This is a genomic window from Halotolerantifilum yawarlongkerapense (genome assembly GCF_054506745.1).
The window spans coordinates 3,055,249-3,069,428 of sequence record NZ_CP199719.1 but is presented as its reverse complement, the minus strand read 5'-3'; the positions used below and the strand labels follow the sequence as shown (position 1 = coordinate 3,069,428).

Here is a 14,180-nt window from a genome sequence, read left to right as displayed (position 1 = left end):
GGCAGTGGAGGTGTTCCGATGGTCGTTCGTAGAGAAGTCAATCTCCTACTCTGTGTGCTCTTGATGGGCCTGTTGGTGATAGTCGCCGGCTGTGATGAAAATGTGAGCGAGGATCCGGTGACAGTCGATCCTGTGATCGCTACCCCAGAAGTGATCGAGCCGGACGAACAAACACCAGATCCCGAAATTTCTCCGCCTGCTGAGGAGCCCTCTGTAGAGATCCCGACGGCCACGACCGATGGGTCCCTTGCCTTTCCAAAGGCACTCGCCGAGGTACCTGCCTTCGCTGAGCTCATGGACCGGTTAGCACTTCACCTGTCCATCGAACCATCGATCGCAGCGGATGGAGACTATGATTACACCCTCGATGAGGACCAGCGCAATGCGCTGCTGGCCTTTCTCGAAGAAAATTTCAGAAGGATCAAGAAGAAAGCCTCCGATGATCACACCTACTTTTCCTATTCGGGGGATTACGTGGAGCTCTTTCTAACGGAAAGCCCCGACAACAGCCCCAGCGTAGAGCCGCTGGAGATCCCAGGGGTTGCAGAGGCCTATGTGCATAGCCTCCTCTACCAGATGGTGCGTGGTGTGGCCTACGGAGATCTTTTCTTTATCGTGAACCTGGAGGATCGACAGGGGAACGTCATCGACAGCCGTTATTACGTCCCCTCGGAGATGTACCATTGACATGCACCTTCGGTCCGTCGAGCGCGAGCAGGTCATGCGGCGAATCTCCCGTGCAGCCTCTATAGGGGAACATCCTGTTAAGACAGGGGGGAACGCGCGCCAAAGGACGTCAAAGACTCCTTGAAAGTGATCATCAGCATCCTGCTGTTCAAAGGAAAACAGGAGTCCTTCCGAAGGAAGGGCTCCTGTTTGTTTTTCAGCTCTTCTTAGTTGAGCACACCATCTGCCTGCATTTCCTCGAGGAGTTTTCCAGCGAGGTGCAGATAGTTGTCCCACGCATCATTGCGAATAGTGAAGCCGCTCGATGCGTAGTCACCGGACTCATCCGTCGACGGTAGACCGGAAAGATCCAAGAGATCCTGCGTCTCCGAGACCTTCTTGTTGAGGGCATCCATCTGCACGTTGAAGCCAATGCGCGACGGCTCCTGGTAGCGTACGCTCTCGTACTTGGATTGACGGTAGAACGCTTTCAGAGCCGGGTCCTCGATCTCATCGGGGTGGTTGGCAAAGATCTCATCGTAGCGGACGGATTGGATCTTACCGTCTTTCAGGACCACCTGGACGAAACCCGTGAGGCCGCCGCCGACCTTTTCGGCGATCGCGTAGTACTGCTGATCCGATGGGGCCTCCATCTCGTCCACGAGCTTCTCGGCCAGGGGTACCATGGACTGATTGATGCTGTTCGAAGCGCCAGAGACGGCATCGAACTCACCAATCACGCGCTGTTCGTCGATCATCTGCTGTTCCACGGCCACAACGCTCTGCACCCAAGCCGCACCCTTTTTATCGCCCATGGTAAAGTTATACTCGGACAGACGCTTGGGAACATTCTGGTAGAAGCGCTCGTAATAGTTAGGCCGGGTGATCTCGTTGAATTCCACGTAGACGATCGCATCATCTTGCTTCACGATCTCGAGCATACCCATGTGGCCTTGTCGAAAGCGCTCCTCCGCATAGTAATAGTCGCCCTTGACGATACCCAGTGGCGGCTGGATGTCCCAGGCGAGTGCCTCTTCTACCGACGCTTCTACTGCCGCTTCAGGTGTTTCTGACGTCGGTTCTGTTGCTTCGCTCGTACCACAGGCGGTGAGCCCGAGCGCGAGGATGAGAAGTAGTGCCGCTTGCTTGAACTTAGATGACCGGATAGCCATGTGAATCCTCCTTTTATCTTCTGAAAGTTTGTTATGAAATAATCATACTAGACAGAAGGTCAGCTCAAAAGGTCGGATGCACGGGTTCTACCCGGTCATTTTGCGGATGTTTCGTTTCTGTATTGAAGTGGCGTTTTCCCAAAGGTCCGCTTGAAGCGTTTTGTGAAGTACTCATCGCTGTACCCGAGCCGATCGGCAATTTGGTAAATCTTTAAGCTCGGGTCAAAAAGCAGGCGTGCGGCCCTGTACATCTTTACAGTGGTCAGGTAATCGCCCAGCGTAACGCCCGTCTCCCGGCGGAAGGTCTCGGCGATGTGCTTTTTCGACAGGTGGACGTGCTCCGTGAGATCATCCTGGGAGATTCCTTCCTCCACCCTACGGATCACCTCCTCCTTGATCTGATCGATCAGAGGGTGATCCTTGCCCCAGGGGTCGATGCGCTCGAGCGCTCGGGCCAGTCGATCGACGGCCCCTAGGACTGCCTTCAGATCAAGGGGATCCTCCACTGAAGAAATGGCCAAGACTTCGGGGTCCAGCCATCGAACGAGCCAGGGCTTCTTTCCCACCAGTCCCTCTTTCACATCCTCGAGGGCCCGAGAGAGGACCCTCCGGCATTTCATGGGGTCCTGATCAAGTGCAACTTCCGTGGTCCGGACCATCCGTGTGAGGATCGCCGCGTGACCATCGTGGCTTGTTGTGAGGGTCCGGAGGAGTGCCTTGGCCTCCTTCTCCGGATAATAAGGGGCCACCGTTTCATCGAGTGTTTTCCTGAGCATCTCCAGCTCTGCCGCTTGGGCTCGCTCCTCGGTCAGGGCACTTCCCACCCTTCGTAGTACGTCGCAGATGGCCGCCTCCTCAACGGGCTTAAGGAGGTAATCGAAAATTCCGTGGGCGATGGCCTCTTTGGCCAGCGAAAATTCATCGTAATCGGTGAGAAAGACAACGTGGGTGGCCAGGCCCTCCTCCCGTACCGCCTTGAGGAGACCGAGTCCGTCCATCACCGGCATGCGGATATCTGTGATCAAGAGGTCCACGGGCTGTTTTCTTAGTAATGCCAATGCCTGGTGTCCATCTTGGGCCTCTGAACAGATTTCAAAGTCACTTGCTTCTCCCCAAACAGGAAGTTTTTTGATCTGCCGGCGAAAAATCGACAGATCATCCACGATCATCACGCTGTACACAGGGCACCTCCTCACTGGTGTGGGGTAGATAGATTGTCACCACGGCCCCTTGTCCCGGTGCACCGTCGATGGACACGCTACCCCCGTGACCTTCGACGATCCTCTTCACAGTGGCTAGGCCCACGCCTGCTCCCTCGTAGTCCTCTTTCCTGTGCCCCCGTCCGAAGAGAGTGAAGAGCTGGTCCTTGGACACCTCGTGAAACCCGATGCCATGATCCCGGATTTCCAAGCGGATTCCCCCTGTCCCTTTGGTACATGACACTTCGATGGCAGGATCCCTTACCCCTTTGGAGAACTTTACGGCGTTATCCAGGATATTCTGGGCCACCTGCTTAAAGAGCTGTGGGTCCACCCATACAGTGGGCAGAGCACCGCGCAGGACCAACCGTGTCTTTTCCTGTGAACGGGATTTTCCAATGGCGTCGAAAGTCTCGCGGAACAGATCACCCAGATCTACTGGTTCTCGGTTCAGCGGTGCCTGGCTGGTCACGGCATAGCGTAGGAGATGTTCCACAAGACTGATCATCTCCCCGATCTGAAGCCGCATGTCATCTAAGAGCTCGCTCCCTTCCCCGTCAAGCTTGTCTGCACACTCCGTTTGTAGGGTCGCAGCATAGACGTCCAGGGCCCTGAGGGGCGATTTCAGATCGTGGGAGACGGTATGGCTGAAGGCCTCCAGTTCAGATACGGCGGTCTGAAGTTTTGCCGTGCGGTCCTCCACCCTTGCTTCGAGCTCTTCGTTCAAACGACGAAGGGACGCGTGTGCCCGGATGAGGTCTTTTTGCTGGCCGCGGAGGAGGACTTTCGAGGCGAGGGTCTTTTCCACGAACTTGGCCGTGATCCCGCCCACTACGGTGAAAAAGATCGCCGTCAGCAAAAGGGTGACGGCGGATTGTTCGTGCCCTCCACTGAACCACGTGGCGATGGGTTCCCCCGCGACGAGAACCTGCTGGACAAAGAGGAGCATCCAGGCGAAGAAAAGACCGCCTGCCACCATGGTCAAGAGGGTCAGGGTATTCCTGTGGCTTCCCGGACGGATAGCAAGCCCCATCCACCGCCGGATAAAGGGAAGCATAAGCAGGCTATCGGCGATGGCCAGAAAGATTGCTTCCACCACAATGCCCTTGAACACAAAGATCAAGAGGACTTCCGATTCAATGGCCGTCCGGGCCCAAGAAAAGCCCACCACACTGTTCAAACGGAGCAGCCCGGGAAAAAGAACGAGATAAAGTAGAATCCGCAGGAGGCTATAGGCCCCCTGGATCACATAGGGATTGTAGGCAAGGGCATCTCGCTCCTTGCGTTTTTGTCGTCCCCATCCATGAAGACCGACCCAAATGACCGCTACCACCGCCGGGACCAGCGAGGCGAGACCGTTGTTGGGTCCTAGGAAAAAGGGATAGAGCAGGACGCCACCACCGATTAGACTAACGAGTCCGTAGGGCGTTCCCCAGGCCAATGTGACCAACATGGGGAAGGTCAGGCCCCAGGGGAAATTGATCGAAAACTCGTTGAAGGAAAAACGGGTGGAGTACAAGATCAGGATAAAGCTGGTCAGACCTAGGGCCCATGCCTTCAGTAGTCGTTTGCGTTCCAAGTCCTTGCACCTCCTCCCTATGATTCTCCCTGCTTAACAACCCCCATTATACCGCGAACCACTCTTCGGATGAAAGGCCCAAAAAAGCCCCCAAACAATATCGTGCGGCCGATATCGATCAGGGGTCATAATGAGGGGGTTCTATTAGAATGAATGGGGTTAGCTAATGGATGTTGCTGATGTGATTCAACACTCGATCCTGCCGGAATGATTTCCGTGCATGATCGGGTAAACTTCAGATTCCTCGATGAAATTCATATCACCGGGAATCGTGTGTTTCAGATAGGAAACGGAGACACCGTAGGTAAGGGCATCCCCTGGAGACATGCCTCTGAACAGCCCGTGGAGGAGACCGGCCGCGAAGGCATCGCCGCCGCCGATACGGTCCACCACGTCCACCGGTTCGCTCTTCGCTTGGCTGAGCTCCCCGCTCTTCACGTCGTACAGGATGGCCCCGTAGGTGTGCTCCGAAGCCGAGTGGACCGCGCGCAGGGTCTTCACCACGTAACGGAGTCCGTAGGTAGCTGCCGTCTCTTGGCACAGTTTGCGGTGGGTCCTGGCATCGAGATCTGACCGGTGGGTCCAGACCCTGTCCCCGGAGAAGAAGGGCAGGCCTATCACGAGATCGGCCATGGGCAGGAGTTCTTCCATAAAGGCGGCCGCTTGTTCTGGCGACCACAGTTTGCTCCTGTAGTTGATGTCCACGCCGATCGGGATCTTCTTCTGTCTAGCGGCCCGAGCCACGTTGAGCACCAGTGCCCGCGTACCCGACCCTAGGGCCGGTGTGACCCCGGAGATGTACAGGTACTGCACGCCCTCTAGGAAACGATCAATTCGGTAATCCTCCGCTTTCGACGTTGCGAAGGAGGATCCCGCCCGGTCGTAGTGCACCTTGGGTCCCCTGGGTCCTTGTCCTTCTTCTACAAAGTAGATGCCCAGGCGATCGCCGCCCCGCGTAGAAGGACCGATGTTCACCCCACCGCTTCTGAGTTGGTTGAGCGCCGCGTCGCCCAGCGGAGAATCGGGCACACGGGTGAGGAAGTTCACCTCGTGACCGAAGTGCGCCAGCGCCATGGCGACATTTGCCTCGCCACCGGCATAGATGGCCTTGAAGCCCTCGGCCTGCACCATGCGCCGACGCTCCTTTGGCGTCAGTCGTAAGAGCAGTTCACCCAGCGTTGCGATCCTCATCTGCTTAACGCTGTACGCGTCCTGAGGCGTCGCCCTCCATGAGTGTCATGACTTCGGCCTCGCTCATGAGGTTGAAGTCTCCGAAGACGGTATGCTTGAGGGCCGAAGCGGCCACGCCGAACTCCAGGGCTTTCTCGTGGTCATCCATGGTCATGAGACCGTGGATCAAGCCACCGGCAAAGGAATCGCCGCCACCGACGCGATCGACGATGCGCACTTCATAGTGACGCGAGCGGTAGAAGTCGTTGCCATCGTAGATCAGGGCTGACCAACCGTTATCGGAGGCCGAGTGGCTCTCGCGGAGTGTGGTCACGACGTATTTGAAGTCAAAGGTTTCCTTCATCTCCTTGAAGATTTTCTTGTATCCCTCGATCTCCAGATCGCCCGAGGTCACATCCGTCTCGCCGGGCTTGAAGCCGAGGACCTTCTCGGCGTCTTCCTCGTTACCGATGCAAACGTCCACGTAGGCCATGAGCTCGCTCATCACGGCCTTGGCTTCTTCCGGTGTCCAGAGCTTCTTGCGGTAGTTGAGGTCCACGCTGACGGTCACATTGTGCTTCTTGGCAGCCTTCAGGGCGGCCAACGTCACAGCCTGGGCCTTCTCACCTAGGGCCGGTGTGATGCCGGAGAAGTGGAACCAATCGGCCCCCTCGAAGATCGCATCAAAATCGAAGTCCGAAGCATCAGCCTCGCTAATTGCAGAGTTGGCGCGGTCGTAGACCACCTTGGAGGGGCGCATGGAGGCACCGGTCTCGAGGAAGTAAATGCCCACGCGCTCGCCGCCGCGGGCGATATGATCGGTATTCACGCCAAAGCGACGGAGGTGGTTGACCGCCGATTGACCGATCTCGTGGGTAGGCAGCTTGGATACGAAGGTCGCATCGTGCCCGTAGTTGGCCAGGGAGACGGCCACGTTGGCCTCTCCGCCGCCATACACGACATCAAACTGCTCAGCCTGTACGAACCGTTGGTAGCCGGGCGTTGAGAGCCGGAGCATGATTTCCCCTAAGGTGACAACTCGTTTCTTGTGTTCCATGATTATTTCTCCTCCCGCGCTTCTTTGACGGCCTTGATGAAGGCCTTTGCTTTTTCCGTGACCAGGTCGTATCGACCCGTCTTGGCATCACCGGTCAAGTCCCCACCGACGCCCACGGCAACGGCACCGGCCTTGATCCATTCCTTCACGTTGTCCAGGCTCACACCTCCCGTGGGCATGTAATTGCCCTGGGGCAGCGGCCCCTTGAAGGCCTTGATGATCCCCGGGCCAAAGGCACTTCCGGGAAAGACCTTGACGATCTCCACGCCGCTCTTCAGCGCTTCCATGACCTCGGTGACGGTCATGACACCGGGCATGACGGGGACGCGGTAGAGGTTGCACAGCTCCACGGTCTCCTTGTCGAAACCGGGGCTCACGATGTACTCGGCACCCGCCAGGATACAGGCACGTGCGGTCTCGGGGTCCAGCACCGTGCCCGCCCCGATGATCACATCGGTCCCCTTGTAGGTGGTCGACAGATTCTTGATCAGCTCCACGGCTCCTGGGACGGTCATGGTGATCTCGATGGCGCGCACGCCACCTTCTTTTACGGCCTCGATCATTTTGACGGCATCGTCGGCCGATGCGGCTCGGATGACGGCTACCACACCGGAGGCGGTGAGCTCTTGTATTAACTTGATTCGTTTCATCTTTTCTTCCTGCCTTTCGCTTACGCCAGATAAGAGGCCAGGGTCGCGCGCACGGCGCCCGCCCCGCTGATCATTTCAATGAACATCTTTTCGATCTTCTCGCCGAGCCCCACTTCATAGAGGTTCACGCCAAAGATCTCTTCGCTCGATAGGATCTTCTGAAGATCCGCTGAGGTGTCGCCCAGCTTGACGCTACCCAGAAGGGGCGTCAGCGTCTCGAGCATGGGATCGGAGGAGAGGGCCATTTCCTTGCCCGCATCATCCACGCCCATAAGGTAGCGGAGCCAGCTGGCAATGGCCAGGGGGATCCCGACGAGGGACGCGGGATCCCTGTCCTCGTCCCTAGCGTAGGACTTGATCGTCTCGCCGAAACGGATGGCCACCTTTTGCGAGGTGTCCGTAGCGATTCGCTGCGGTGTATCCGGGATGAAGGGGTTCACGAACCGCTCCTTCACAACCTCGTCGATAAAGGTTTCGGGATCGATGATGCCCGGATCGATGACGACGGGAAGCCCTTCGTCGTAGCCGATCTTGTGGACCAGCTTGGCCAGCACTTCATCCTGCATTTCATCGGCGATCAGCTCGTGTCCGAGCAGACAGCCCGTCACAGCCAGGGCCGTGTGCAGGGGGTTCAGGCAGGTGGTCACCTTCATGGTCTCCACCTTGTTGACCGTCTCCCTGTCGCCGAAGAGGATACCGGCCTTCTCCAGTGGCGGTCTACCGTTGGGGAAAAGATCCTCGATGACCAAATACTCCGCCACCTCGGCATTGACGAAGGCGGCCGTATAGGAGTTTTTCTCTGTGATGATGACATCCATGTCCTCGAGTCCCAAGGCTTCGAGGGATCCCTTTACCGTATCGCTTGGTCTGGGGGTGATCTTATCGATCATGGAGAGCGGGAAGGAAACCTGCTTGGGATCGGAAATGTAGGCTAGGAAGGCCTCCGATACGAAACCCTTATCGAACCAGGCCTTGGCAATCTCCGTTACCGCGTACTTGATCTTGTCCCCGTTGTGGGAGCAGTTGTCCATACTGACCACGGCCAGGGGCGTGGCCCCTTTTTCAAAGCGCTTGTACAGCAGAGCCGTCAGGACGCTCATGGCGTGCACGGGGGACGCGGGACCCTTGTCTAGGTCCGCCTGTACGAAACTGAAGAAATTCCCCTCGTGGTCCTTGATGGCGTACCCTTTCTCCGTGATCGTGTAACTGGCCATCTGCAGCGATGGTTTCTCGAAGATTTCGACCAGCCTTTTGAAATCACCGTTGTCCGTCCGCGAGGTCAGGGCATTCACGATACTGGCCACAACGGACTTCTCCAAGGTACCATCGGCCTTCATGATCACCGACAGGGTCAGGTTATCGTAGGCGTCGAAAACGCGGTCGACGATTTCAAAGTCAAAGGTCTCGGCGGCCACGATACCATAGTCGGCCAGCCCTTGATCGAGCAGCTGTTGGTGCAGGCGCGCCGGGAAGATCCGGAAGATGTTCCCCGCACCGAAGTGAACCCAACCGGGGTTCTTTTCGGTTTGCGCGCGTACTTTGTCGATGTCGAAGCCAGGGAGGTTGATCTCCTTCTCTTGCCAGAAACTTTTCTTCGATAGGTTCTCTTTACTGAGCTTCATGTTGATCCCTCTCCTTGTCCAGCGTGTCCCAAACGCCCCACATGTACATGACGCCAAAGGCGCGGTCGTAGAGGCCGTAGCCGGGGCGGCAGGTCTTCTCCTCGCCCCAAAGGTGGCGTCCGTGGTCGGGACGGAGGTAGCCGTCGAAGTCCATCTCGTGGTAGGCCTTCAGGACCTCCACGATGTCGACGTTCCCGTCCTTGGCGCGGTGGGAAGTCTCGATGAAGTCCCCGTTGTCGAAGACCTTCACGTTGCGCACGTGGGCGAAGTGAATGCGGTCGCCGAAGGCGCGGACGATCGAGGGCAGGTCGTTCTCTGGATTCGGACCGAGAGAACCCGTGCAAAGGGTCAGCCCGTTGTAGGGGCTGTCCACGAGATCGAGAAATCTGCGGATGTGGTCGCGGCTGCGGATGATGCGCGGCAGACCGAAGATCGGCCAGGGCGGATCATCGGGATGGATGGCCATCTTGACGTCCACCTCTTCGCAGACGGGTATGATGCGCTCGAGGAAATACTGGAGGTGAGCGAAGAGCTTCTCCTCGTCGATGTCCTTGTAGGCTTCGAAGAGGTCCTCCAGCTTGGCCAGGCGCTCCGGCTCCCAACCGGGCATGGTCTTGTCGCCCGCACCCTTGAGGATCCGGTCCACCATCTCCTGGGGATCGGCCCCCTCCACGAGATTTCTCTCGTAGAAGAGTGCGTTGGAACCGTCCGGTGCTTCTTTGTAAAGATCCGTCCGCGTCCAGTCGAAGACCGGCATGAAGTTATAGCAGATGACCTTCACGCCCTCTTTGGCCAGCTTGCGGATCGTGTCGATATAGATATCGATGTAGCCATCGCGCGTATCTTTGCCGAGCTTGATATCGTCGTGGACGTTCACGCTCTCCACCACGTCTCCGTTGAATCCCTTCGAACGGATGTGATCCATGGTTTCCTTGATGCGCGCTTCTTCCCACACTTCACCGGCTACTTTATCGTGCAGGGACCAGACGATGCCGGTCACACCGGGAATCTGCTTGATATGGTCTAGGGTGATATCGTCGTTGTTGATACCGTACCAACGCCATGTCATTTGCATGGTGATGCCTCCTTCTCTATCGGGTGTCTATTTAAAAGGTTAAGATGACTTTGTTCGTTTTGATCGCTTTGTCTTCCACCGTTGCCATGGCCTGCTCGACCTCTGTAAAGGGGAAGGTGTGTGTCACGAGGGCCCCAGGATTGAGAACGCCTTGGTTGAAGAGCGCGATGACCTCTGGAAATTTGGCCGTTTGGAGACGTGAGCCGACGATGGTCAGTTCTTTCTTCGTGATCGGCAGCTGTGGAATCTGCGATGGCTCCTTACCAAAGCCCAGTACCACCACACGACCGGCGGGTGAGGTTACCTCCACCGCCTGTTCGAAGGTCTTCACTGTACAGGCTGAATCGATCGTTACGTTGGGACCGGTGCCACCCGTTAGTTCGAGGGCTTTGACGACCATATCGGTCTCAAAGGGATTGATCACATGATCGGCGCCGAAAGCCACGGCGTCCTCGAGACGATCGCTGTCGATGTCCGCCACGATGCAGGTGGCTCCCTTGTGTTTGGCATACTGCAGAATCCCCATGCCGATGGGTCCGGCACCGATGATCAGTACCGACTCGCCGTCTTTCACATCGCCCCTCCAGGTGCTCTGGGCGGCGATGGTGAAGGGCTCGACCATGGTGGCGACTTTCCAGTCCACGTCTTCACCGAGCTTGTGGACGTTTTTCGCGGGGACCACGATGTACTCCGCCATCCCGCCATCCCTGTGGACGCCGAGTACCTCAAGGTTTTCGCAGACATTCGGTCGACCGCTCTTGCAAGCATAGCAAGCGCCGCAGTAGACGATGGGCTCGACGACCACGCGGTCGCCCACGGTCAGATTGTCGACACCCTGACCGACTTCATAGATTTCGCCGGCGAACTCGTGTCCGATCACGCGGGGATAGGTCGCCATCGGGTTCGTTCCATGGTAGATATGCACATCGGAACCGCAGATGCCGGCTACCTTCACCCGGATCTTCACTTCGTCTTCGGATTGGATTTTAGGTTCTTCGACCTCTACCACCTGGAGCTTCAGGGGCTCGATCACTTGGATTGCTTTCATGGAGGTTGCTCCTTTCAATGTCTATATTAGTTGAGAAGGTTCGGGAGGAACATACTGATGGCCGGCACATAGCTGACGAGCAAGAGGACAGCGATGCTCACGGCAAGAAAAGGTAGTACAGCCTTGGAAATCTTGGCCAGTGAAACCTCACCTATACTGGAGGCGACAAAGAGACAGACGCCCACGGGGGGTGTGGTGAGACCGATCACGAGATTCAAGACGGCCATGACACCGAACTGGATGGGATCGAGACCGATGGTCACTGCTACCGGTAACAATACCGGGAACAAGATGATCAGCGCTGCGATCGTCTCCATGAAGGTGCCGACGAAAAGCAACAACAGGTTGATCAGCAGGATGACCACGTATTTGTTGGACGAAATGGCTAGGATGCCTTCGGCGATCATCTGCGGAATCTGTTCGCTCGCGAGAATCCAGGCGAAGAGGTTCGCAAAGCCCACGAGGATCATGATGGCCGCGGACATTTTGACCGATTCGATGATCGATTCGGGTAGTTGCGAGAATTTCAACTCTTTGTAGATGTATTTTCCTACGATTACCGCGTACACAACGGCGATGATCGACGCTTCTGTAGGAGTGAACACGCCGCTGAGGATACCGAAAAGAATCAATGCGGTCAGACCCATGGCCCAGATGGACTCCTTGAAGGTCTTCCAGATGACGCCGATCGGCTGGCGCTCACCCTTGGGATGCCCGCGCTTCACGCTGATCGCATAGGATACGGCCATCATGGAGGCACCGAGCAGGAGCCCGGGGATCGCACCGGCGATGAAGAGTTTACCCACTGAGATTCCGGTCAGCGTACCGGCGATGATCATCGGTAGACTCGGGGGGATAATCGGACCGACCGTTGAAGAGGACGCGGTCACGGCCGAAGCAAAGTCGGCTTCGTACCCCTCTTCTTTCATGGCCGGGATCAGCATGGCGCCGATGCTGGCGGTGTCGGCGAGGGCGGTACCCGAGATGCCTGCGAAGAGCATGGATGCACCGATATTGGCCAGCGACAGACCACCGCGGATGAAGCCCAAAATCGCGTTGGCGAAGGCGATGATCCGCTTGGTGATGCCACCGGTGTTCATGAGGTTACCCGCCAGAATGAAGCCCGGGATACTCACGAGCGTGAAGGAATCGATGCCGGCGTACATCTTCTGTGCCATGATCGTCAGGGGAATGTCCTCGATCAACAGGTAGACCAGCGATGAAACGCCCAGGGAAAAGGCCACCGGCAATCCGAAGAAGATCAAGAAGATGAAAGCGACGAATAGGATTAGTGCGGTCATGCCGTTCCACCTCTTTTCTTAAGATCCATCAAGTATTTATAAAAGTTTGAGACCCCGTACAGCATGATGAACAGGCTAGCCACCATGATCACACCGTGGGCCACCGACATGGGAATTCCCAGTGTGGGCGATTGCTGGCTATGTCCGATTTCAACGAAGGTCAACGACTGCTTGAAGACAATCGCGAAGAGACCGATGCTCATGACCTGGATGATGATTTCGAACACATCACGCGTCTTTCTAGACAATAGGTTCAGGATAATGTCCACGTTCACGAACTCTTCGTGCTTCATCGCCAGGGGGGCCCCGAAGGCGACGGCAAATTTAAAAAGAAAACGCGATCCTTCCTCTGTCCAGACTAATGTGACGCCGGGGATCAGGAATCGTGTGACTACCTGCAGTAGCACCGTGATGATCAGGCCGGCAAAGGAAAGGAAAGCGCCCGCTTTGAGAATCTTTTCGATGATATCCTTATTTCTCATTTCGCACTCCATTCTGTGTGATTTCAACTTATGATTTGAAATAGGATACCTCACAGGTGAGGTATCCTACTATCAATATCCTTCTATTGACCAGCTTCTACAATTCGGTTGTAGAGGTCCAGTTGTTCTTCCGATAGAAACTCTGCAACGGCCGGGGCCATCGCTTCGCGGAACGCATCCTTATCAACGTCCGTGTTGATCTTCATACCGCGCTCTTGGAGTTCGGCTTTGTAGTTCTCGATCTCTGCAGAGAACAGATCATCTGCGAAAGTTTGCGTCTCGGCAGCTGCTTCGAGTACCGCTTCTTGGTTCGCTGCAGTTAACTCGTTGAACTGGTCTTCTCCTACCAGTACGTACAACCATCCGTATACGTGCTCTGTCTCGTTGGTGTACTCCTGTACTTCGTTGAAGTTAGCCGAGTGAATCAGGTCGTAAGGATTTTCCTGACCGTGGATCACGTTCTGCTGGAGCGCTGTGAAGACTTCGCTGAAGGCCATGACCTGTGGGCTTGCACCCGCTGCCTTCCAAGCTTCTACGAAGAGCGGTACGTTCGGAACACGCATCTTGAAGCCTTCGAGATCTGCAGGTGTGCTGATTGGCTTGTTGGATGTCAGGTTACGAGGTGCTCTCACATGGTAGTAGAGAGGCTTCAGACCGATTTTCTCGTTGATCTGTGCTTCGATCTCTTCACCGATCTCACCTTCGATGACGGCTCTCATGTGGTCGATACCGCCGAATGCGTAAGGTACGGCCATGAGTGCTGCTTTGGGTGCCCAGTTCTGCATGGACTCTCCGGAGATGACCATGTCGGCAGCGCCGGACTGGATCATGCCGATGTTGTCTACTTCATTACCGAGCTGCTCGTTGGGGTAGACTCTAACCGTTACCTGGCCATCGGTCTTCTCATTCACGAGATCGGCGAAGTGCATTGCCGTCACGTTCCAAAGGTGTGTATCGTTACCGAGGTGACCGAGCTTCCACTCGATATCTTGTACTTCTTCCTGAGGTGCTTCCTCGCCACCTGTTTCAGCGGGCGCTTCTGCTTCGTTGTCTGCTGGAGCTGCTGGTTCTTCTGTGCCGGCACAACCTGCCAACGCTGTCAAGGATAATAACGCGACCAGTGCAAGTGCCAATACTCTGTACTTCTTCATGTTTGTCC

General features: G+C 56.3%; 13 protein-coding genes. 1 reads left to right on the top strand and 12 read right to left on the bottom strand.

All coding sequences use genetic code 11. The features are described 5' to 3' along the window. Positions 1-18: 18 nt before the first annotated feature. Positions 19-687 carry a hypothetical protein gene (locus tag ACULM0_RS14945; protein WP_463678333.1) on the top strand — a complete coding sequence of 223 codons (669 nt, stop codon included), beginning with the start codon at positions 19-21 and terminating at the stop codon, positions 685-687. 206 nt (positions 688-893) lie between these two features. Here the strand turns inward: ACULM0_RS14945 and ACULM0_RS14940 are convergent, their stop codons facing one another. From ACULM0_RS14940 to ACULM0_RS14885, 12 genes are all read right to left on the bottom strand, one after another. Continuing rightward, positions 894-1,838, bottom strand: a complete 945-nt coding sequence (locus ACULM0_RS14940) for an FMN-binding protein (protein ID WP_463678332.1) — start codon at positions 1,836-1,838, stop codon at positions 894-896. A 95-nt stretch (positions 1,839-1,933) separates the two neighbouring features. Continuing rightward, complete coding sequence (locus ACULM0_RS14935) at positions 1,934-3,019, bottom strand: response regulator transcription factor (RefSeq protein ID WP_463678331.1); 1,086 nt, start codon at positions 3,017-3,019, stop codon at positions 1,934-1,936. Further along, positions 2,994-4,616 carry a sensor histidine kinase gene (locus ACULM0_RS14930; protein WP_463678330.1) on the bottom strand — a complete coding sequence of 541 codons (1,623 nt, stop codon included), beginning with the start codon at positions 4,614-4,616 and terminating at the stop codon, positions 2,994-2,996. Before ACULM0_RS14930 ends, ACULM0_RS14935 begins: the two co-directional genes overlap by 26 nt. 186 nt (positions 4,617-4,802) lie before the next feature. Then, positions 4,803-5,807 carry a PfkB family carbohydrate kinase gene (locus ACULM0_RS14925; protein WP_463678329.1) on the bottom strand — a complete coding sequence of 335 codons (1,005 nt, stop codon included), beginning with the start codon at positions 5,805-5,807 and terminating at the stop codon, positions 4,803-4,805. Between the two features lie 4 nt (positions 5,808-5,811). Beyond that, entirely contained in the window at positions 5,812-6,843 is a 1,032-nt protein-coding gene (locus ACULM0_RS14920) for a PfkB family carbohydrate kinase (RefSeq protein ID WP_463678328.1), read from the bottom strand. Positions 6,844-6,845: 2 nt separating this feature from the next. Next, complete coding sequence (locus ACULM0_RS14915; RefSeq protein ID WP_463678327.1) at positions 6,846-7,493, bottom strand: bifunctional 2-keto-4-hydroxyglutarate aldolase/2-keto-3-deoxy-6-phosphogluconate aldolase; 648 nt, start codon at positions 7,491-7,493, stop codon at positions 6,846-6,848. A gap of 20 nt (positions 7,494-7,513) precedes the next feature. Beyond that, on the bottom strand, positions 7,514-9,115 hold the full coding sequence (locus ACULM0_RS14910) for a mannitol dehydrogenase family protein (RefSeq protein WP_463678326.1): 1,602 nt from the start codon (positions 9,113-9,115) through the stop codon (positions 7,514-7,516). Then, positions 9,102-10,190: a mannonate dehydratase gene (uxuA, locus tag ACULM0_RS14905; RefSeq protein ID WP_463678325.1), complete on the bottom strand. Its 1,089-nt coding sequence runs from the start codon at positions 10,188-10,190 to the stop codon at positions 9,102-9,104. Before uxuA ends, ACULM0_RS14910 begins: the two co-directional genes overlap by 14 nt. A 31-nt stretch (positions 10,191-10,221) precedes the next feature. After that, complete coding sequence (locus ACULM0_RS14900; protein WP_463678324.1) at positions 10,222-11,238, bottom strand: zinc-binding alcohol dehydrogenase family protein; 1,017 nt, start codon at positions 11,236-11,238, stop codon at positions 10,222-10,224. A gap of 26 nt (positions 11,239-11,264) precedes the next feature. Beyond that, entirely contained in the window at positions 11,265-12,539 is a 1,275-nt protein-coding gene (locus ACULM0_RS14895; protein ID WP_463678323.1) for a TRAP transporter large permease, read from the bottom strand. Then, positions 12,536-13,021, bottom strand: coding sequence for a TRAP transporter small permease (locus ACULM0_RS14890; protein WP_463678322.1), 486 nt, complete (start codon positions 13,019-13,021; stop codon positions 12,536-12,538). The genes ACULM0_RS14895 and ACULM0_RS14890 overlap by 4 nt, the downstream gene beginning before the upstream one ends. A gap of 83 nt (positions 13,022-13,104) precedes the next feature. Next, positions 13,105-14,172 carry a TRAP transporter substrate-binding protein gene (locus ACULM0_RS14885; RefSeq protein ID WP_463678321.1) on the bottom strand — a complete coding sequence of 356 codons (1,068 nt, stop codon included), beginning with the start codon at positions 14,170-14,172 and terminating at the stop codon, positions 13,105-13,107. Positions 14,173-14,180 lie beyond the last annotated feature (8 nt).

Coding starts and splice junctions, on each gene's coding strand:
- uxuA (WP_463678325.1), bottom strand. CDS start 10,190: ATGCAAATGACATGGCGTTGGTACGGTATCAACAACGACGATATCACC.
- ACULM0_RS14890 (WP_463678322.1), bottom strand. CDS start 13,021: ATGAGAAATAAGGATATCATCGAAAAGATTCTCAAAGCGGGCGCTTTC.
- ACULM0_RS14915 (WP_463678327.1), bottom strand. CDS start 7,493: ATGAAACGAATCAAGTTAATACAAGAGCTCACCGCCTCCGGTGTGGTA.
- ACULM0_RS14900 (WP_463678324.1), bottom strand. CDS start 11,238: ATGAAAGCAATCCAAGTGATCGAGCCCCTGAAGCTCCAGGTGGTAGAG.
- ACULM0_RS14895 (WP_463678323.1), bottom strand. CDS start 12,539: ATGACCGCACTAATCCTATTCGTCGCTTTCATCTTCTTGATCTTCTTC.
- ACULM0_RS14945 (WP_463678333.1), top strand. CDS start 19: ATGGTCGTTCGTAGAGAAGTCAATCTCCTACTCTGTGTGCTCTTGATG.
- ACULM0_RS14940 (WP_463678332.1), bottom strand. CDS start 1,838: ATGGCTATCCGGTCATCTAAGTTCAAGCAAGCGGCACTACTTCTCATC.
- ACULM0_RS14920 (WP_463678328.1), bottom strand. CDS start 6,843: ATGGAACACAAGAAACGAGTTGTCACCTTAGGGGAAATCATGCTCCGG.
- ACULM0_RS14885 (WP_463678321.1), bottom strand. CDS start 14,172: ATGAAGAAGTACAGAGTATTGGCACTTGCACTGGTCGCGTTATTATCC.
- ACULM0_RS14910 (WP_463678326.1), bottom strand. CDS start 9,115: ATGAAGCTCAGTAAAGAGAACCTATCGAAGAAAAGTTTCTGGCAAGAG.
- ACULM0_RS14925 (WP_463678329.1), bottom strand. CDS start 5,807: ATGAGGATCGCAACGCTGGGTGAACTGCTCTTACGACTGACGCCAAAG.